The sequence below is a fragment of the Duganella sp. Root1480D1 genome, from assembly GCF_001427305.1.
Classification (GTDB): Bacteria; Pseudomonadota; Gammaproteobacteria; order Burkholderiales; family Burkholderiaceae_D; genus Rugamonas.
Genome location: NZ_LMFZ01000002.1, coordinates 128,530 through 147,575, shown reverse-complemented (window position 1 = coordinate 147,575; position 19,046 = coordinate 128,530). Strand labels below are relative to the sequence as shown.

Sequence of the window (19,046 nt, the reverse complement as noted above, 5' to 3'; positions counted from 1 at the left end):
CATGGATGACTGCTCTGCGATTGGCGATTGCGCTGTGTTCTATCTCGCTGACCTCCTGCGCATTGTTCGCACCAAACGATCTACGGCTCAAATCAGTCGAAGTGGCGTATCTGGGGCGCGCTAACTTCAACCCTGAGGAAGCAGATGAGGTGAACTCCGGCTCGGCGGAGGGGCAAAACGCGATCGAGGTCCTGAAGGTCAGTTTTTATTCGAGCAAGAATCTGTTCGAGCTCCGGCGAACTATGGGATTCAATATCGGGGCGCAGGCCGCATCCTGTCAGCCAATCAGGGGCAAGTCGCTAGAAATTCCGGTCGGGTATGTGTATTGGAAGGGGCGCTCGGTCAATTTGAAGCGTGAAGGGCTGGTGGAATTGGCCGGGACGCAGGACGTCACATATTCGGTGTACATGCCAGTCGGGCGCGAAGCGTCGATCGCAGCGCGAGTACGGGAGCCGGAATTTGACTTGCAGCGCGAGCCGTTTGACATGTGCTTGGCGGTACATGGAGGCAATATGCTCGGCATGGGATTCACATCGAACGTGCTGCAGATTCCGCAGGACCAGATTTCCTCCGCATTCCGCAAAAAATTACCCGGCGGTAAGGACCGCCGCTTCAACGGCTACTTCAGCGTAGGCACTGCAATCGCATCGCCGCCGGCGCGGGAGCAGTAGTCAAGCCAGCTTGAAGCGGCCGACTTGCCCGGTCAGGCGCCCCGCCTGGTCCTGCATGGCGCTGGCCGCTGCCGCCGCCTGTTCCACCAGCGCGGCATTCTGCTGCGTCACATTATCAAGCTGCACGATCGCCTGGTTGACCTGCTCGATGCCGACCGTCTGCTCGCTGCTGGCCGAGGCGATTTCCGACATGATGGAGGTGACGCGCTGGATGCTGGCCACCACTTCGTCCATGGTGCTGCCGGCCTGGTTCACCAGCTCGCTGCCGGCCTGCACCTGCTGCACCGTATTGTTGATCAGCTCCTTGATCTCGCCTGCCGCCTGGGCGCTGCGTTGCGCCAGGCTGCGCACCTCGCTTGCCACCACCGCAAAGCCGCGCCCCTGTTCACCGGCGCGCGCCGCCTCCACCGCCGCATTCAACGCCAGGATATTGGTCTGGAATGCGATGCCGTCGATGACCGCAATAATGTCGACGATCTTGGTTGAAGCGGCATTGATCGAGCCCATGGTGTGAACCACCTCGCTCACCACGCTGCCGCCGCGCGTCGCCACGTCGGAGGCGGTGGCTGCCAGCTCACGCGCCGTGCGGGCATTATCGGCGTTGGTGCGCACGGCGGAAGTCAATTCCTCCATCGACGATGCGGTTTGCTCCAGCGTGCTGGCCTGGTGCTCGGTGCGTGCCGACAGGTCGTGGTTGCCGGAGGCGATCTGCTGCGAAGCGGTGGCGATGCTCTCGGTGCCGTGCCGCACCTCGCTGACGATGCCGGCCAGGCTGTCGTTCATCGATTTCAGGGCCTTCAGGAGCTGGCCCGCCTCGTCCTCGCCTTGCGCCTCGATGCGGCGGCTCAAATCCCCGTCCGCAACGGTCTGGGCGATCTGCACTGCTTCATTGAGCGGTTTGACAATGGAGTGGGTGGTCAGCCAGGCAAAGCCCACGCCCAGCGCGACTGCCGCCACGCCCAGCAAGATCAGCAGGTTGCGGCCGCTTTGGTTGCTGGCCTGGATTTCATCGGCCAGCGCGTCGAGGTTGCGATGCTCGGCTGCCGTGACTTCATCGAGCGCGCCCAGGTAGCTCACGCGGCGCGCTTCCATATCGACGAACAGGCGCTGCGCGGTTCCCATGTCGCCGTCGGCCTTGGCCTTGTAGACCGCCTTGCGCTGGTCGACATAGGCCTTGCGGTTGTCCAGCACTTTTTCATAAGCGCTGCGGGAGGCGGGGTTGGTAAGGATCTTGGCCAGCAGGTCCTGGATTTCGGTCGCGCGGCCGGAGGCGGCCTTCATTTGCGCTTCGATGGATTTCTGCTGTTCCGGGTCGGACACCATGTACGCCGCCGTGGTACGGGCGGCGTTGACTTCGACCACCTTCTGCCACTCGGCGACCAGGCGCTCATTGCGCACGTTTTCGGCCACCAAGGCTTCGGTCTTCACGCTGGCGCTTTGCAGGCGCATGATGCCCACCACCGTCATCACTGCCAGCAGCACCAGCACGACAGCAAAAGCCAAACCAAGACGCGCCCCGATTTTCAGGTTCTTCATGATGATCTCCCCAGTTTCGTGACAGTTCGTTGCTGCCTTTATTTCACGATGGTAGCTCCAATTACTTGCTTTGAGCTAAATAGTTTTGGCGGGCCAGTACGATGGCGAGCACAAGCAAGCATTTGCTGTACAATTGGAAATACTAATATCCACAATGCAACTTTCCATATGCAAGAAGCTAGCGCCCCATCTGCATCCTCGCTTCCTCGCCAATTGATCCTGTTTGGCTCTCCCGGTACCGGCAAGAGCAATAAAGTAGACAAGGTCATTGCGCCATCCCTGCGCAAGGCATCAATGGTGAAAACGATATTTCATCCGGAATATACATACGGCGACTTTATGGGCCGGTTGATGCCGCTCAGCCAGCCGGATGGGCGCGTCAGCTATTGCTATTACCCGGGGCATTTCATGCAAGCGCTGGCAAAGGCGTTGATGTTGCACCGTCAGGCAACGCAGGCGAGTCCGCCCGAACAGGCCGACGATGTGCTTCTGGTAATTGACGAAATAAATCGCGGCAACAGTGCCGCAATTTTTGGCACTGCTTTTCAGTTGCTGGATCGTGACGAGAATGGCTGGTCCAGTTATGACGTCAACATTTCAGATATGGAGCTGGAGGGCCTGTTGCAACTGATGGGCATCCATCGGTGTACCAGGTACCCAGGACTCTACGAGACGGAGCAGGGGGGGCGGAAAGCACTCGCAGAATTGTTTGAGGGCGATCTTGATTTCCTGGCCCAACGTCGTATCAAGATCCCCCCCAATCTGCATCTGGTGGGAACGATGAATACATCGGACGAGTCAATCTACTATATGGACAGCGCGTTCAAGCGCCGCTGGTCATGGGAGTATATGCCGCTTGATGGAAGTAATCCGCCTGCTCCGCCAACCGACTTGAGCGAAAAAGATTGGCTTGCATTCGTAGCCCAGCTAAATGCGTTCATTTGCCGCCATGCAGCGTCGGTCCGCAAAGTTGAAGACAAGCTAATCGGACATTTTTTTATCAGGATACGCAATGGCGTGATTCCGGGGAGCGAGATCCAGAACAAACTGATGTTCTTCCTCTGGGATACAGTCTTTGCTCGCGACAAGCGACCTTTGGAAGACTTGCTGGCTGATGGCAGCAAGTTGTTGACGTTTGGCGATTTCAGTGCCCAAGCCAGCCGCTTCGTCGAGCGCGTTGCTTCACCGGAGGCGTAGTGATCGATTTTTCCTCGCTACACGCCCTGGCAGGAAATGACAGTGATCGAACGTTTTCGTTTGTCGGTATTCGCGACGGAATCCTGCACCTTCCAAAAGGTTGTGATGACTGGGCCGCAAGAATTAACGGTGCCGTCCCTGCGCAGCGTTATGCCTTGTCGAAGGAAGCATTTCGCCTGTTGTTTCATGCGCTAGAGGCATTTCGAGCCGCCAGCAATTCCAGGCTTAAAGGTGATCGCGACTCAGCCCAACGAGGCCCAGACGGTACTGAGTTGCTCGGCCAGTGGATTGAGGACGAACCAATCATTTATTACCGCCAGCTGGACATTCTGGACGGGATTCTCGAGCGCTTCGATGAACTGGAAATATTGACGCTTGCCCAGCGCCAAGGCCGTAGCGAACGCGTTGACGGTTCACGCCTGTACCGCGAGCTGGAACGGGCCACGTTTACCGACGATCACAGTTTCTTTGTCGACGGGATGACGCTCCCAAGCTTGCAGCTAAGTTATGAACCTGTTGAACTGGTTCAGATGTACTGCTTTGCCTTGCTGGAAGTGAAGCGCTGGCTGGGTGAGGCTGAGGACGTTCACCGTGACATTCAAGTCCTGGCTGCACAGTTTGTGGAGCTGCATCTGAAGGCCGGAGACAGCTTGTTTGAATTCGACAGCTGGAAAATAACTCGCGCCTTGATGTTGGAGCGTCTGGATGCCATTGACCGGACCACTGCCTACAAAGATCCCGACTATTTTGATTTTTATGATGCGCTGGAGCGTTTCCTGCGAGGTGGTGAGCAACTTCCTGGAGCCGGTTTGCAATGGGGGATCAGTACTTTTGCCCCGGTCTGGGAGGCGATGTGTATCGAGGATTTGATGCATAGGTATGCAGCGGAACTGGCAGCGTGCGATGTCAGTAATGTCAGGCCCTCACTTGTCGTGTCGTCGAAGCAGCTGCAAGAGGTCCAGTCCATCAGGTCTGGCGCCGACTACTTTGTCTTGCGTAGTATGCCTTTGCTAAAAGGGGCATTTGAGGCCAATGAAGATACTGGCCCCTTGTTTCCCGATGCGGTGCTGCTTTTCTCAGAAGACGCGTTCAAGCAGTCTGCTTATCTTCATTACGGGGTTAAAACGTTGGCAGATGATGTGCTTCCGTCTTCGATTCCGGCCGATTTCAGGGCATCGTTCGAGAAGCTCAGGGAAACGACGGATGGCTACATACAGAATGATGGAGCCGATCTGCTGCGGGAATTGCTGAAGCACACGCAGCCCGATGGTCTCACTGCGTTCTACATGGGACGAACGCTGTCCAACAGCTACCAGGTACAAATGTCCGAGTCCTGGTCCAGGCAGCGGCTAACCAAGGCCTTGCTTGCCCGGCCTGATGCTGCCTACTTTGCCGACTTCATTCGCGGCATGCTGTGGGAGATAGTTTTTGACAAGAGCGACGCTCGGCGCAGCGAAGACGGCTTATATCATCGAAAGCGGCTAGATTGTTGTGCGCAAGTGCTGGGGGCAGTGAAGAGCTATCGTGGGACGCTGCCTGAAATGGCCTCACTGGAGCGCTTCTACGAAGCGTGTATCGCCGGTGCCACGGAAGCGCTGGTCGTTGACATGAAATACCACACATCCGGCCATATGCTAGATGCCGGCAAGGTCGCGGAACTGCGCGAGCGATCTGTACGCAAACAATTCGTGTATGAATATCGCTTGCAGAAAACGCTCGCGCAGGGCGCATCGATCGCCAGCGAATTCTGCTTGCCTGCATATGACCCCGAGGAAAAAAAGACCGTTGTTTCAGTCGACGGGGCAAGTTTTGCGGGAGGCTTTATCTCCCTGCGCTACTTGAACGTCAGGGCGCTATTGGCTCGCTACGGAACTGAGCTCACTACATCAGGATGACGTCGTACTGTTCCTGGTGGTAGCTGGTTTCGACCTGCAGCGAAATCTTCTTGCCGATAAAGTCGCCCAGCATCGCCAGGTGCTGCGATTCCTCTTCCAGGAACAGGTCGACCACTTCCTGCGAGGCGAGGATGCGGAATTCGCGCGGGTTGAACTGCTTGGCTTCGCGCAGCAGCTCGCGCAGGATCTCGTAGCAGATGGTGCGCGAGGTCTTGACCTGGCCCTTGCCTGCACAGGCGGGGCAGGGCTCGCACAGGATGTGGGCCAGCGATTCGCGCGTGCGCTTGCGGGTCATTTCCACCAGGCCCAGGGCGGAGAAGCCGGACACCGACACCTTGGTGCGGTCGCGCGCCAGGGCTTTTTTCAGCTCCGTGAGCACGGCATTGCGGTGCTCGTTGTTCTCCATGTCGATGAAGTCGAGGATGATGATGCCGCCCAGGTTGCGCAGGCGCAGCTGGCGCGCGATGGCGTGCGCCGCTTCCAGGTTGGTCTTGAAGATGGTGTCGGCAAAATTGCGGCCGCCGACGAAACCGCCGGTGTTGACGTCGATGGTCGTCATGGCCTCGGTCTGGTCGACGATCAGGTAGCCGCCGGATTTGAGGTCGACGCGGCGGCCCAGCGCACGGTGGATTTCCTCTTCCACGCCGTACAGGTCGAACAGCGGGCGTTCGCCGGTGTAGTGCTGCAAACGCGACAGGACCGACGGCGTGTAGACGCGGCCGAACTCCGTCAGCGACAGGAAGTTTTCACGCGAGTCGACCTGGATGGTTGCGGTCTCGTCGTGCACGAAGTCGCGCAGCACGCGCTGCGCCAGGCTCAAATCCTGGTGCAGCAGGGAGGTCGGCGGGCGGGTGCGCGCGCCATGGCAGATCGCGCCCCAGGTCTTGCGCAGGTATTCGATGTCGGCCTGCAGGTCGCTGTCCGAGGCGTCTTCGGCCTGGGTGCGCACGATGTAGCCGCCTTTTTCATCTTCCGGCAGCAGGCCTTGCATGCGCGCGCGCAAGGCTTCGCGGTCGGCTTCTTTCTCGATCTTCTGCGAGATGCCGATATGGCCGTCCTGCGGCAGGTAGACCAGCATGCGGCCGGCGATCGAGATCTGGGTCGACAGCCGTGCGCCCTTGGTACCGATCGGGTCCTTGATCACCTGCACGGTCAGCACCTGGCCGTCGAACAGCAGTTTTTCGATCGGGGTCGGGGTGGCGTTCTGGGCGCCGTCATGCGGGCGGGCTTCCCAGATATCGGCCACGTGCAGGAAGGCTGCGCGCTCCAGGCCGATGTCGATGAAGGCCGACTGCATGCCGGGCAGCACCCGCACCACTTTGCCGGAATAGACATTGCCCGCCAGGCCGCGCGTCAACGTGCGCTCGATATGCAGTTCCTGCACGGCGCCCTGCATGATGAGGGCAACGCGGGTTTCCTGGGGGGTGATATTAATGAGGATATCTTCGTTCATCAGGGGAGTTTCAATCCTGCCTGGCGCAACAGTTGCGCCGTTTCGTACAGCGGCAGGCCCATGATGCCGGAGTGGCTGCCTTCGATGTGTTCAACGAACAGGGCGGCCAGGCCCTGGATGCCATAGCCGCCGGCCTTGTCGTAAGGCTCGGTGGTGGCGCAGTAAGTCTTGATCTCTGTCTCCGTCAGCTTGCCGAAGCGGACGTCGGAGACCTGGGTGATATGGCCGGAAAAGTCTTGCGAATGCACAGCGACCGAGGTCAGGACCTGGTGGGTACGGCCGGACAGCTTGTGCAGCATGTCGGTAGCCTCGCGCACATTGGCCGGCTTGCCGAGGATTTCGCCGTCGATGGTGACGGTGGTGTCGGCGGCCAGGATGGGGCGCAGGATCAGGCGGCGACGCTGGATCATGTCCCAGGCGAAATCGGCTTTTTCCTGGGCCACGCGGCCGACGTAGGCCAGCGGCTCTTCGCCGGTATGGACATCTTCGCTCACGTCCGGCCCGCGCGGGCCGTCGTTACGCAGCAATAGCAACTCGAAGTCCACGCCGATCTGGCGCAGCAATTCGCGCCGGCGCGGACTCTTGGAAGCCAGGTAGATCTTCTTTTCGACCAGTTTCATCGTTTGCCTTAAGGGTTAGACACGATGATAAGGGTGGTTTTGCGTTATTGTCCACGCCCTATACAACTGTTCGGCCAGCATGACGCGTACCATGCCATGCGGGAGGGTCAGGCTGGACAGGCGAATCAGGCCTTCCGCCTTCGCCTTCAGCCCCGGATCAAGGCCGTCGGCACCGCCGATCAGGAAGGCGGTATCGCGGCCATCCTGCTGCCAGGCTTCCAGCTGCTGGGACAAGCCCACGCTGGTCAGGTCCTTACCGCGTTCATCGAGGGCGATGATGCGCACCGCTTTCGGCAAGGCCGCCTCGATACGCTCCCGTTCCAGGGCCATGGCGGTGGCGGCGGTCTTGCTGCCGGAACGCTCAACGGGCTTGATTTCCTTCAGCACGATGCGCAATTCCGGCGGCATGCGCTTCACGTATTCGGTGAAGCCATTCTCGATCCAGGCCGGCATTTTATGGCCGACCGCAGCGATGATCAGCTGCACTGGGCTTACTCAGCCGCAGCAGCCTTCTTCAGGCGCTTGATGACGGTCTTGACCGGCGTTGCGGCTGCAGCAGCGGCTTTCTTTTCCTTGGCGGCCTTGGCGGATGCCTCGGCGGTCTTGGTGGAAGCGACCTTCACTTTCTTGCCTTCCGGCGCGACGACTTTCGGTGCAGCTTTCTTGGCGGCGGCTTTCTTGGCCACGGCGCCCGCTGCGGCGGTTGCCTTGGCGGTTCCCGGCTTCTTGGCTGCCGGCTTTTTCTCGATCACGGCTTCGGCGGCTTTGGCGGCCTTGGTGGCAGCCAGGTGGCCGGACTTCTTCGGCGCGGCTTCCTTCTCGGCCGCTGCCTTGCCTTCGGTGGTGGACTTGCGCTTGGCGGCGCCCAGTTTCACCGGCTTTTCGCCCCAGATTTCTTCCAGGCGGTAGTAAGCGCGGATCGGCGCCTGCATGATGTGGACGATCATATCGCCCAGGTCCACCAGCACCCATTCACCGGTGTCTTCACCCTCGATGCCGATCACGTCGCCGCCGGCTTCCTTGACCTTGTCGCGCACCGAGGCAGCCAGTGCCTTGGTCTGGCGGTTGGAGGTACCGGAAGCAATGGCGATGCGGTCAAAGAGGCTGGTCAAGCCGGTGGTGTCGAATACGACGATTTCCTGGCCCTTCACGTCTTCCAGGGCGTCCACGACGAGGGTTTGCAGTTTTTTGATATCCATTATTTAGTTCTTATACAAATTATGTTGTTCAATATAGTCTAGCACTACCGGTGGCAGAAGCGAGTTCGCCCCATCCCCCCGTTGTAATGCAGCACGAATGGCAGTGGCCGAGATGTCGACGGCCAAATCGGCCGCCAGCATGGTCCTGCCCGCCGGGGTGTTCCTGACCTGCTCCGGCGTGGCCAGGCGGCGCTGGAATTCAGCTGCCACCTCGGCCGGCACGTGGGCGTTGTCCAGCTCGAAGCCGGGCCTGGCCGCCACGCAAAAGTGGGCCAGGTCGAACAGGTTGCGCCATTCGTGCCAGGTATTCAGTCGCTGCAGCTGGTCGGCGCCCATCAGGAAGGCCAGCGATACATCGGGCCCCACGTCGGCGCGGATTGCCCGCAGCGTTTCGATCGTATAAGTGGCGCTGCCACGCGCCAGTTCCTGCCAGTCGATCGTGACCGGGCAGGGCAGGCCGGTAAAGGCCAATGTCAGCATGTCCACCCGCTGCTGCGGCGTTGCGACCAGCACGCCCTTTTGCCAGGGCAGGGCTGGTATCACGAGCAGTGCATCGGCATTGAGCAGTTGGACAAATTGTTTGCCAAGCGCGACGTGGCCTTTGTGCACCGGATCGAAACTGCCTCCCAGCAGTGCGATGCAGCGTTTCACTCGGCCAGCCAGTCGCGGTGCGGGAGGAAGTCGGTGGTCAGCGCCGCTTCCGCGCTGCCGTCTTCCGGATGCCAGTCATAACGCCATTTGACGACCGGCGGCATGGACATCAGGATCGCTTCCGTGCGGCCGCCGGACTGCAGGCCGAACAGGGTGCCGCGGTCGAACACCAGGTTGAATTCGACGTAACGTCCACGGCGGTAAGCCTGGAAGTCGCGCTCGCGTTCACCGTAGGGGGCGTCCTTGCGGGCTTTCACAATCGGCAGGTAGGCGGCCAGGAATGCGTCGCCTACGCTGCGGGTCATTTCAAAACTCTTTTCGAAGCCCAGCGCGTTGAAGTCATCGAAGAAGATGCCGCCCACGCCGCGCGCTTCCTTGCGGTGCTTCAGGTAGAAGTACTCGTCGCACCATTTCTTGAACTTTGGATGCAGCTCGTCGCCGAAGGGCTGCAGCGCATCGCGGCAAGTTGCGTGGAAGTGCTTTGCGTCTTCCTTGTTGCCGTAATACGGCGTCAGGTCCATGCCGCCGCCGAACCACCAAACCGCCTTGCCGTCGGCGGTGGCGGTGCTGAAGAAGCGCACGTTCATGTGCACTGTCGGCGCGTATGGGTTGCGCGGGTGCAGGACCAGGCTCACGCCCATGGCTTCCCATGGCTGGCCGCCCAGCTCCGGGCGGTGCGCCGAGGCCGATGGCGGCAGCTTGGCGCCGGTTACGTGGCTGAAGTTGCAGCCGCCGCGCTCGAAGACATTGCCTTCTTCGATCAGGCGCGAAATGCCGCCGCCGCCTTCCGGGCGCTCCCACGCATCGCGCAGGAATGGCTTGCCGTCCACATCCTCCAAGGCGGAGATGATGCGGTCCTGCAGGCCAAGCAGCCAGGCTTTGACGTCTTGTGGGGCGGGGGCGGTCATTTCTTTTTCTTGCTCTCTACTTTAAACCGGTAAACCAGTGTCTGACCCGCAGGGTCAGACACTGATACGCGGCGGTCGCAGGCCAAGGTGTCTGACCCTGCGGGTCAGACACCGGTTTACCGGTTTTAGTGCTTCAACCCGCGCCAGCCGATATCGCGGCGGAACTGCACGCCTTCGAAGCCGATCCGCTCGACCACTTCGTAAGCCTGCTTCTGCGCCATCTTCACACTGTCGCCCAAGCCAACCACGCACAGCACGCGGCCGCCGGAGGTCACCAGCTTGCCTTCCGCATCGTCGGCTGTGCCGGCGTGGAAGGTTACCGAATCAGGCGTTTCAGCCGGGATGCCGTGGATATGGTCGCCCTTGCGCGGCGCGTCCGGGTAGCCGGCGGCTGCCAGCACCACGCCAACGGCGGTGCGGCGGTCCCATTCCAGCTCCACCTGGTCCAGGGTGCCGTTGACAGCGTGCTCCATCACGCCCAGCAGGTCGGTCTTCAGGCGCGACATGATCGGCTGGGTTTCCGGATCGCCCATGCGGCAATTGAATTCCAGCGTCTTCGGATTGCCGGCAGCGTCGATCATCAGGCCCGCGTACAGGAAGCCGGTGAACTGGATGCCGTCTTTCGCCATGCCCTGGATGGTAGGCATGATGATCTCGCGCATCACGCGCGCATGCATGGCCGGAGTCACGATCGGGGCCGGGGAGTAGGCACCCATGCCGCCGGTGTTCGGGCCCTGGTCGTTGTCCAGCAGGCGCTTGTGGTCTTGTGAGGTAGCCAGCGGCAGCACGTTCTTGCCGTCGCACATGACGATGAAGGAGGCTTCTTCGCCGGCCAGGAACTCTTCGATCACGATGCGTGCGCCGGCGTCGCCGAAGGCGTTATCGGACAGCATGTGGTCCACGGCGCCATGCGCCTCTTCCAGGGTCATGGCAACCACCACGCCCTTGCCGGCGGCCAGGCCGTCGGCCTTGATCACGATCGGCGCGCCCTTGGCGTCCACATAAGCGTGGGCAGCCTTGGCATCGGCGAAGGTTTCGTATTCGGCGGTTGGAATGCCGTGGCGCTTCATGAAGGCCTTGGCGAAATCCTTGGACGACTCGAGCTGCGCCGCTTCCTTTGTCGGGCCGAAGACTTTCAGGCCGCGCGCGCGGAACAGGTTGACGATGCCGGCAGCCAGCGGCACTTCCGGGCCAACCACGGTCATGCCGATATGCTCTTGCTCGACGAACGCAGCGAGTTGCTCCAGGTCGGTGATCGGCACGTTTTCCAGGCGCACGTCGCGTGCGGTGCCGCCGTTGCCAGGCGCAACATAGACCATCTGTACGCGTTCCGATTGCGCCAGCTTCCAAGCCAAAGCGTGTTCACGGCCACCCGAGCCGACTACCAGGATCTTCATAAGGATTATTCTTCGATGACAGCGTTGGTATAGATTTCCTGGACGTCGTCCAGGTTTTCCAGTGCATCCAGCAGCTTTTGCATCTTGGCCGCGTCTTCACCGGTGAATACGGTCTCGGTGGCCGGCTTCATGATCACTTCCGCCACTTCGGCCTTGAAGCCGGCCGCTTCCAGCGCATCTTTCACGCCCGGGAAGTCATGCGGGCCGCACAGCACTTCGATGCCGCCTTCTTCGTCGGTCACCACGTCTTCGGCGCCGGCTTCCAGCGCGGCATCCATCAGCCTGGCTTCATCGGTGCCCGGTGCGAACAGGAACTGGCCGGTATGCTGGAACATGAAGGCCACCGAGCCTTCGGTGCCCATATTGCCGCCGTATTTGTTGAATGCATGGCGCACTTCAGCCACGGTACGCACGCGGTTGTCGGTCATGCAGTCCACGATGATGGCTGCGCCGCCGATGCCGTAGCCTTCGTAGCGAACTTCTTCATAGTTGGCGCCGTCACCGCCGCCGGTGCCGCGCGTAATGGCGCGGTTCACGTTGTCCTTCGGCATGTTGGCGTCAGCGGCCTTGTCGACTGCCAGGCGCAGGCGCGGATTGGAGTTCAGGTCGCCGCCGCCCATGCGTGCAGCCACCGTGATCTCCTTGATCAGGCGCGTCCAGATTTTGCCGCGTTTCGCGTCCGTTGCAGCCTTTTTGTGCTTAATATTGGCCCATTTGCTGTGTCCAGCCATGTTCAATCTTCCTTAGACGGTATGCAATCGAGGGCGACATTCTAGCATACCGGTACCTCTCTGAAATTGTCGCGCCGACGCGACCAAATGGGCATCCGCAAGCCCTGTACACATGTTTAGTAGCTTTCCTCAGGGTTATTTCATCTGCTTGTAAAGTTAATATCGTAAAACAATAAACTTTAATCATGAAGGAGACCTATGGATCGTCGGCAATTTATCAAATTGGGCGGCTTTATCACTGTATCGGCCGCTACCGGCGGCCTGGCAGGCTGCGGCGGCGGCAGCGATTCCCCCGCGCCGGCCCCTGGCGTGCCGCCCGCGACCGGCGCCAACTGGAAATTCCCGCAAAGCGTCGCCTCCGGCGATCCGCGCTCCGACAGCATCATGCTGTGGACCCGTGTGGTGCCGACTTCCCTGGACGACGTGGCCACTGTCACCGTCAAGAGCGGCGTGACCGTGCGCGTGCAAGTCACCGCGGCCGACAATACAGCCTCCCTGGGCAGCAACAAGGCGCTCGATGGCAGCACGGTGGTCGATGTCCAGCTCGAACTGAATGCCGATTTCGATAACACGATCCGCCACAAGGTCACCGGCCTGCAGCCGAACACCGTTTACTTCTACCAGTTCACTGCCGGCGAGGTGCGTTCCAACGTGGCCCGCTTCAAGACTGCACCGGCAGCCGAGGCCAGCGTGTCGCAACTGCAGTTCGCCTACCTGACATGCCAGGACTGGAGCATCAACCACTGGGGCGCGCTGGATCATATTGCCAAAAATGAAAAACTGGACTTCATCGTCCACCTTGGCGATTACATTTACGAGACCGTGGGCGAAACTTTCCAGGTCGGCTCGGTCGAAACCCGCCACGGCGCCCTGACCCTGCCGGATGGCACCTTCAAGAACGGCAGTTCGGGCGCGAAATACGCGACCACCCTGGCCGACTACCGCTACCTGTACAAGAAATACCGCACCGATACCCGCCTGCAGGCCGTGCACGAGCGCTTCGCCTTCATCGCGATCTGGGACGACCACGAATTCAGTGACGACTGCTGGGGCGATACCCAGACCTACGCCGAAGGCGAGAAGCACGATACCCCGCGCCGTCGCAGCGCCAACCAGGCCTGGTTCGAATTCATGCCGGCCGACGTCGCCCTCGACAGCGCAGCCACGGGCTTCCAGAACATCAAGATCTACCGCGATTTCCAGTTCGGCAAACTGATGCAACTGGTGATGACCGACGAGCGCCTGTACCGCGCCGACCACGTGGTGCCGGAACAGATGGCCAACCCGGCTACCGGCCTGCCGCTGGGCAGCATCGGCGCGCGCTACCTGGTGGCGCAGGACTTGTACAGCGGCGTCGAAGCACAGAAAGTGGCAGCCGTTGGCGGCACCGACCCGCTGGCGGCCATCAGCATGCTGGGCGCCACCCAGCGCGACTGGTGGAAGTCCACCATGAAGGCTTCGACTTCCACCTGGAAGCTGTGGGGCAATGAAGTGTCGCTGCTGCGCATGGGCCTGGGCGGCACCGATGCCATCGCCACCCTGGTGGCGCTGCAGGCGGTAGCCAAGCTGGCCACCGATATCGGCACCACGGCAGTCAACTCGACCGGCGGCAACGTGCCGGTCGCCAGTGCGATTGTCGGCGCCATGACCGCCGGCGCCTCGGTGTCGGTGGCGGCGGCTGCCGCGACTGCCATTGCCGCTTCCGCAGCCGGCGGCGGCGATACCAGTGCGCGCTTGACGGCTGCCGTCGGCGCCGGCCTGACCTCGGTCCAGGCTGGTGTAGCGGTGCTGGCATTCGGCCAGGCGGAAAACGCGGCCAAGTCGGGCGGCAACGCACTGGCCCAGGCTACCTCGGCGGCCCAGGGCATCGCCATCGGTTATATCAAGCCGGACGTGCAGGCCAATAAAGCGGCATCGGTGTTCGTGGTGGCTTCGGGCCAGGCTGCCGCGCTGGCGCCTTACTTCCGCAAATTCCTGATCAACTGCGACCAGTGGGACGGCTACAACGCCGAGCGCAAGGCCCTGATGTCGCACCTCAAGTCCAACAGCATCGGCAACGTGGTGGCCCTGACCGGCGACATCCACTCCTTCTTCGCCGGCACTGTCAACGACGATTACGACGCAGCCGGCGGCGGTACGCCGGTGATGGTGGACCTGGTATCGGCCGGCGTCAGCTCCGATTCCTTCTTCACCTACCTGCGCGAAGCCTCGGCCAGCCTGGGCAGCCTGGGCACGCTGGTGTCCCTGCCGTTGTCGGTGCCGGTGCCGAACGTGGGCACCCTCGCGCTGAACGTCAACCTGCTGGACTACACCATGGGCAAGGTGTCGCCGACCGCCGATTCGCTGGCGACCTCGCTGATGATCCAGTTGCGCGGCGCCCTGGGCGCGAAAGGCGTGCCGGAAGCCTTGCTGGACGCCACCATGGATGCTGTGCTGTCGGCCATCAAGGCCGATGCCAATTTCGCCACCCTGGTCGGGCTGGCGCAGCAATTGGCTAGCCTGAACAGCAATCCATGGCTGCGTCACGTGAACACCGATGCGCAGGGCTTCACCGTGGTGACGCTGACCCCGGGTTCGCTGGTTGCCCAGTTCAAGCAGGTCAACAAGCTGGTGGGCGGCAATGCGCCGGCGACCGTGATCGCCAGGGTCACCACTGCCACGGTGACTGCTGGCCAGGCCGCCGTAGTCGTCTCGTAAAGCAAAACCGGCACCCGGCACGCGGCCGCCGCAGACCAGTGCCTGACCCTGTGGGTCAGGCACTGCATTACCGGTTTTAAGGGGGCCGCCAGCAAACCTGGCGGCTTGCCGCTACAATGGTGGCATGGAGATAGCCACACCGGACCCGCAAGGCAAACGCGCCGCCTACCTTGGAGGGCTGGCCATCGCTATTGGCGGGGCTGTCCTGTTTTCCACCAAGGCCATCGTGGCCAAGCTGCTGTACCGGTATCACCTGGACGCCGTGACGGTGATCGCCTTCCGCATGTTGTTCTCCTTGCCCGTCTTCGCTGCCATCGCACTGTGGAAGATGCGCACCGAACCGCCCTTGAGCCGTGCCGACGCCTGGCGCCTGATAGGACTGGGCCTGGTTGGCTACTACCTGTCGTCCTACCTCGATTTCCTCGGGCTGCAATTCATTACTGTCGGCCTGGAGCGCCTGATCCTGTTCCTGACGCCCACTTTCGTGCTGCTGGCCTCCGCGCTGTGGCTGAAGAAGCATATCGGGCGCAGCCAGTGGCTCTCGCTGCTGACCGCTTACGCCGGCATCGTGCTGGTGTTCTTCCACGACCTGCGCGACGGCGGCAGCAACGTCGCCCTGGGTTCGCTGCTGGTGCTGGGCTCCGCGATGGCATACGCCCTGTACCTGCTGGCTTCCGGCGAAATGGTCAAGCGCCTTGGCTCGTTGCGCCTGGTGTCGTATGCCATGTGCGTGTCGAGCGCGGCCTGCATTGGCCAGTTCTTTATCCTGCGGCCCGCCGCGCTGCTGGTGCAGCCGATGGAGGTCTACGGCCTGTCGCTGGTGAATGGCATCCTGTGTACGGTGATGCCGGTTTTCATGACCATGATCGCTGTGCAGCGCATTGGTGCCGGACCCGCTTCGCTGGCGGGTATGATCGGTCCTGTTTCCACGCTGTTTTTTGGCGCCGTCATCCTGTCCGAACCCGTCACCAGTTGGCAACTGGCGGGAACGGCCCTGGTGCTGGCTGGTATCTACCTGCTGTCGAAAGTGAAAGGTAAAGAGAAATGACGCCCCGCATTGCCCTGATTGCCCACGACAAGAAAAAAGACGACATGATCGCGCTGGCACGCGAGTACGCTGCCTTCCTGCGTACCTGCAAACTGTGCGCGACTGGTACCACGGGCGGCCGCCTGATCGCGGAAGTGGGACTGACGGTGGAGCGCAAGCACTCCGGACCGCTGGGTGGCGACCTCCAGATCGGCGCCCTGTTGGTGGATGGGCATATCGACGCCATCATCTTCCTGCGCGACCCGATGACGCCGCAGCCGCACGAACCGGATATCAATGCACTGGTGCGCGCCTGCGACGTGCACAACGTTGCTTGCGCTACCAACCTGGCCAGCGCCCACCTGGTGCTGTCCCAATTGCAGGCTGATGCCGCAAAATCGCAGCCTGTCGCATGAATCTTGGCCGGCGCGCCTTGCGCTGGCAATGTAGCGCCCTCATAAGAAATAGGGGAGAGCCTGCATGAAGAACATCCTGGGCGGCGTCGCCGCCATCGCGATCATTGCTGCCGCTAATGCAGCCAGTGCCAAACCAGCCGCTCCCGACCTGGCCGGCCATTGGGTCGGCACCTACGGCGTCGGGAACGACGTCAACTTCCTGCGGCCGCATTTTGGCGCCGATGGCAAAGCCACCGTCGACATGCCGGCCTTCGAAAAAAAGGGCCTGCCGCTCGATGCCGTTACGCAGCAGGGCGCCCAAGTGCGCTTCTCCCTGCCCGGCCCGGAAGGCGTCCTGCAATTTGACGGCAAGCTGCAAGGCGGCCTGCTGGCAGGTACGGTAAGCCTGAATGGCAAGGACGGCAAGTTCGCCTTCCGGCGCACCCTGGCCGATGATCCCGCACGGCACCAGCCGCTGCTGGGCGCTTACGAATTCCCCGGCAAGCGCGTGGTCGTGCTGTCCGAATGGGGCGACTTTCCGCAAATGTTTTACAGCGACATGAGCACTGGCCGCTACGCTTCCATGTTCGCCGAAAGCGGGAACGTGTATTACGCCGGCGCCGGCAACCTGAATCCCGCCGTGCGCCAGAGCACGATGCGCTTCGAAGGCAACAAGATGGTTTGGCAGCAAGCCGGCAGGAAGGAAACCGGGCGCCGCCTGCAATTCCGCTCCGAAGAAGTGACGTTCAGGAACGGCGACGTGACCTTGTCCGGCACGCTGGTGCTGCCGGAAGGGAAGGGGCCATTTCCCGCCATTGTCCTGACGCAGATGTCCAGTCCCGCGCCGCGCGGCGCCTACGCGCTGCAAGCCTATTATTTCGCCGCCTACGGCATGGCCGCGCTGATGTACGACAAGCGCGGTGTCGGCAAATCCAGCGGCGAATTCAACAAGGCCACCATGGAGCAGTTAGCCGACGATGCCGTTGCCGGCATCGAGCTGCTCGGCAAGCGCAGCGACATCAAGGCCGATGCCATCGGCACCTGGGGCCATAGCCAGGGTGGCTGGCTGGCGCCGCTGGCGGCGGTCCGTTCGCAAAAGGTCGCTTTCGTGATCGCGCAAGCCGCATCGGCCGTGCCGCCGGCCGAGCAGGAGGTGTACCGCATCGAAAATGCCTTGCGCGCGCAAGGCTTGAGCGAAGGCGAGGTGCAGGCGGGCACGGCCTACCAAGAAAAACTGATGCGCTGGGTGACCAGCCGCGGCGCCAACCGCGCCGAATTGCTGGCTGCCGCGCGCGCCGGCGAGAATACGCGTTGGGCCAGCCAGGTTGAAATCGTGCCCGATACGCTGAAGGAACAGCCGAGCGAAACCAGCACCGCCTTTTACAGCTACGACCCGCTGCCGGACCTGAAGAAGCTGAAGGCGCCGGTGCTCTATATCCTTGGCGAGAAGGATGCTTTCGTGCCGGTGCATAAAAGCGCCGCGCTGTTCCGGCAAACGCTGGATGCGAGCGGCCACCAGGACCACCAGGTGTGGATGCTGCCGCATGCGGCGCACGGCTTGTGGGAGACCGATCTCGATGGCGGCAGCGCCTACATCAACTCCACGCACTGGGCGCGCGAACATTATCCACGCATGACACAATGGCTGCGCGAGCGCGGCTTCATCACACACTAAAGGAGTATGCAATGGTCAAGGCGATACGCATGTCCCGCACCGGCGGGCCGGAAGTGATGGAATACGTCGATGTTGACGTCGGGGCGCCCGGCCCTGGTGAAGCGACGGTGCGGCATGAGGCGATCGGCCTTAACTTTATCGACGTGTATTTCCGCACCGGCCTGTATCCGCAACCGCTGCCGGGAGGCCTGGGCCAGGAAGGCGCGGGCGTGGTGGAGGCGGTGGGCGAGGGCGTCAGCCATGTGCGCGTGGGCGACCGCGTGGCCTATGCAGGGCGTCCTAACGGCGCCTATGCGCAGGCGCGCAATATGCCGGCCGGCTTGCTGGTGAAGCTGCCGGACGCCATCGGCAGCGACACCGCAGCCGCCATGATGCTGCAGGGAATGACGGTGCAGTACCTGTTCCACAGCGCGGCGCCGCTCAAGGCTGGCGATACCGTCTTGTTCCATGCGGCGGCCGGCGGTGTTGGCCTGATTGCCTGCCAATGGGCGCGAGCCCTTGGCGTCAACCTGATCGGCACCGCCGGTTCGGACGAGAAGGTGGCGCTGGCGCTGCGGCATGGCGCCGCCCATGCGATCAACTACAACACGGAGAATTTCACGGAGCGGGTGCGCGAGATCACGGGCGGCAAGGGCGTCTCCACGGTGTTCGATTCGATCGGCAAGGACACCTTCACCGGTTCGCTCGATTGCCTGCAGCCGCGCGGCATGATGGTCAGCTTCGGCAATGCTTCCGGCCCTGTGGCCAACTTCTCGCTGGGCGAACTGGCCTCGCGCGGCTCGCTGTTCCTGACCCGCCCTGCGCTGGGCAACTACACGGCGACGCGCGCCGACCTTGAGTCTTGCGCGCAGTCGCTGTTCGACGTGGTGGCGCGCGGCGCCGTGAAGATCGAAATCAGGCAGCGGTATAATCTGGCCGACGTGGCGCAGGCGCATCGCGACCTCGAGGCGCGCCGCACTACCGGCTCCACCATCCTCTTGCCCTGAATCCGCAT

General features: G+C 61.8%; 17 protein-coding genes. 8 read left to right on the top strand and 9 right to left on the bottom strand.

Going from position 1 to position 19,046, the window contains the following annotated elements; all coding sequences use genetic code 11:
• The first annotated feature begins 5 nt into the window (after window positions 1–5).
• Entirely contained in the window at window positions 6–671 is a 666-nt protein-coding gene (locus tag ASD58_RS04110; protein WP_057259833.1) for a hypothetical protein, read from the top strand.
• On the opposite strand, the gene ASD58_RS04105 is transcribed toward ASD58_RS04110, so the two are convergent.
• Window positions 672–2,207, bottom strand: a complete 1,536-nt coding sequence (locus ASD58_RS04105) for a methyl-accepting chemotaxis protein (protein ID WP_057259832.1) — start codon at window positions 2,205–2,207, stop codon at window positions 672–674. It abuts the gene before it with no gap.
• A 168-nt stretch (window positions 2,208–2,375) separates the two neighbouring features.
• Here ASD58_RS04105 and ASD58_RS04100 point away from each other — a divergent pair, with 168 nt between their 5' ends.
• Together ASD58_RS04100 and ASD58_RS04095 are read left to right on the top strand one after the other, a co-directional pair.
• Entirely contained in the window at window positions 2,376–3,404 is a 1,029-nt protein-coding gene (locus ASD58_RS04100; protein WP_057259831.1) for an AAA family ATPase, read from the top strand.
• Entirely contained in the window at window positions 3,404–5,299 is a 1,896-nt protein-coding gene (locus tag ASD58_RS04095) for a hypothetical protein (RefSeq protein WP_057259830.1), read from the top strand. Before ASD58_RS04100 ends, ASD58_RS04095 begins: the two co-directional genes overlap by 1 nt.
• On the opposite strand, the gene rng is transcribed toward ASD58_RS04095, so the two are convergent.
• The 8 genes from rng to ASD58_RS04055 all read right to left on the bottom strand — a co-directional run bounded on the left by rng (window position 5,286) and on the right by ASD58_RS04055 (window position 12,258).
• On the bottom strand, window positions 5,286–6,752 hold the full coding sequence (rng, locus tag ASD58_RS04090) for a ribonuclease G (protein WP_057259829.1): 1,467 nt from the start codon (window positions 6,750–6,752) through the stop codon (window positions 5,286–5,288). The two genes, ASD58_RS04095 and rng, sit on opposite strands and share 14 nt — an antisense overlap.
• Window positions 6,752–7,372: a nucleoside triphosphate pyrophosphatase gene (locus ASD58_RS04085; protein WP_057259828.1), complete on the bottom strand. Its 621-nt coding sequence runs from the start codon at window positions 7,370–7,372 to the stop codon at window positions 6,752–6,754. The genes rng and ASD58_RS04085 overlap by 1 nt, the downstream gene beginning before the upstream one ends.
• 15 nt (window positions 7,373–7,387) lie before the next feature.
• A complete protein-coding gene (gene rlmH / locus ASD58_RS04080) occupies window positions 7,388–7,858 on the bottom strand; it encodes a 23S rRNA (pseudouridine(1915)-N(3))-methyltransferase RlmH (protein WP_057259827.1) in 471 nt (156 codons plus the stop codon).
• Window positions 7,859–7,863: 5 nt separating this feature from the next.
• Window positions 7,864–8,571 carry a ribosome silencing factor gene (rsfS, locus tag ASD58_RS04075; protein WP_057259826.1) on the bottom strand — a complete coding sequence of 236 codons (708 nt, stop codon included), beginning with the start codon at window positions 8,569–8,571 and terminating at the stop codon, window positions 7,864–7,866.
• Between the two features lie 3 nt (window positions 8,572–8,574).
• Window positions 8,575–9,222, bottom strand: coding sequence for a nicotinate-nucleotide adenylyltransferase (locus tag ASD58_RS04070; RefSeq protein WP_156401145.1), 648 nt, complete (start codon window positions 9,220–9,222; stop codon window positions 8,575–8,577).
• On the bottom strand, window positions 9,219–10,130 hold the full coding sequence (hemF, locus tag ASD58_RS04065) for an oxygen-dependent coproporphyrinogen oxidase (RefSeq protein WP_057259824.1): 912 nt from the start codon (window positions 10,128–10,130) through the stop codon (window positions 9,219–9,221). Before hemF ends, ASD58_RS04070 begins: the two co-directional genes overlap by 4 nt.
• A 125-nt stretch (window positions 10,131–10,255) precedes the next feature.
• Window positions 10,256–11,527: a phosphoribosylamine--glycine ligase gene (purD, locus tag ASD58_RS04060; protein ID WP_057259823.1), complete on the bottom strand. Its 1,272-nt coding sequence runs from the start codon at window positions 11,525–11,527 to the stop codon at window positions 10,256–10,258.
• A 5-nt stretch (window positions 11,528–11,532) separates the two neighbouring features.
• Window positions 11,533–12,258, bottom strand: coding sequence for a YebC/PmpR family DNA-binding transcriptional regulator (locus ASD58_RS04055; protein ID WP_057259822.1), 726 nt, complete (start codon window positions 12,256–12,258; stop codon window positions 11,533–11,535).
• Window positions 12,259–12,456: 198 nt separating this feature from the next.
• On the opposite strand from ASD58_RS04055, the gene ASD58_RS04050 reads away from it, so the two are divergent.
• The 5 genes from ASD58_RS04050 to ASD58_RS04030 all read left to right on the top strand — a co-directional run bounded on the left by ASD58_RS04050 (window position 12,457) and on the right by ASD58_RS04030 (window position 19,038).
• Window positions 12,457–14,955 (top strand): alkaline phosphatase, encoded by a 2,499-nt coding sequence (locus tag ASD58_RS04050; RefSeq protein ID WP_057259821.1) that lies wholly within the window; start codon window positions 12,457–12,459, stop codon window positions 14,953–14,955.
• A gap of 124 nt (window positions 14,956–15,079) precedes the next feature.
• Window positions 15,080–16,003, top strand: a complete 924-nt coding sequence (locus tag ASD58_RS04045) for a DMT family transporter (protein ID WP_057259820.1) — start codon at window positions 15,080–15,082, stop codon at window positions 16,001–16,003.
• The gene (locus ASD58_RS04040) at window positions 16,000–16,398 is read left to right on the top strand and encodes a methylglyoxal synthase (RefSeq protein WP_057259819.1); all 399 of its coding nucleotides are present in this window, start codon (window positions 16,000–16,002) and stop codon (window positions 16,396–16,398) included. Before ASD58_RS04045 ends, ASD58_RS04040 begins: the two co-directional genes overlap by 4 nt.
• 64 nt (window positions 16,399–16,462) lie before the next feature.
• The gene (locus tag ASD58_RS04035) at window positions 16,463–18,052 is read left to right on the top strand and encodes a S9 family peptidase (RefSeq protein WP_057259818.1); all 1,590 of its coding nucleotides are present in this window, start codon (window positions 16,463–16,465) and stop codon (window positions 18,050–18,052) included.
• A gap of 11 nt (window positions 18,053–18,063) precedes the next feature.
• Window positions 18,064–19,038, top strand: coding sequence for a quinone oxidoreductase (locus ASD58_RS04030; RefSeq protein WP_057259817.1), 975 nt, complete (start codon window positions 18,064–18,066; stop codon window positions 19,036–19,038).
• Window positions 19,039–19,046 lie beyond the last annotated feature (8 nt).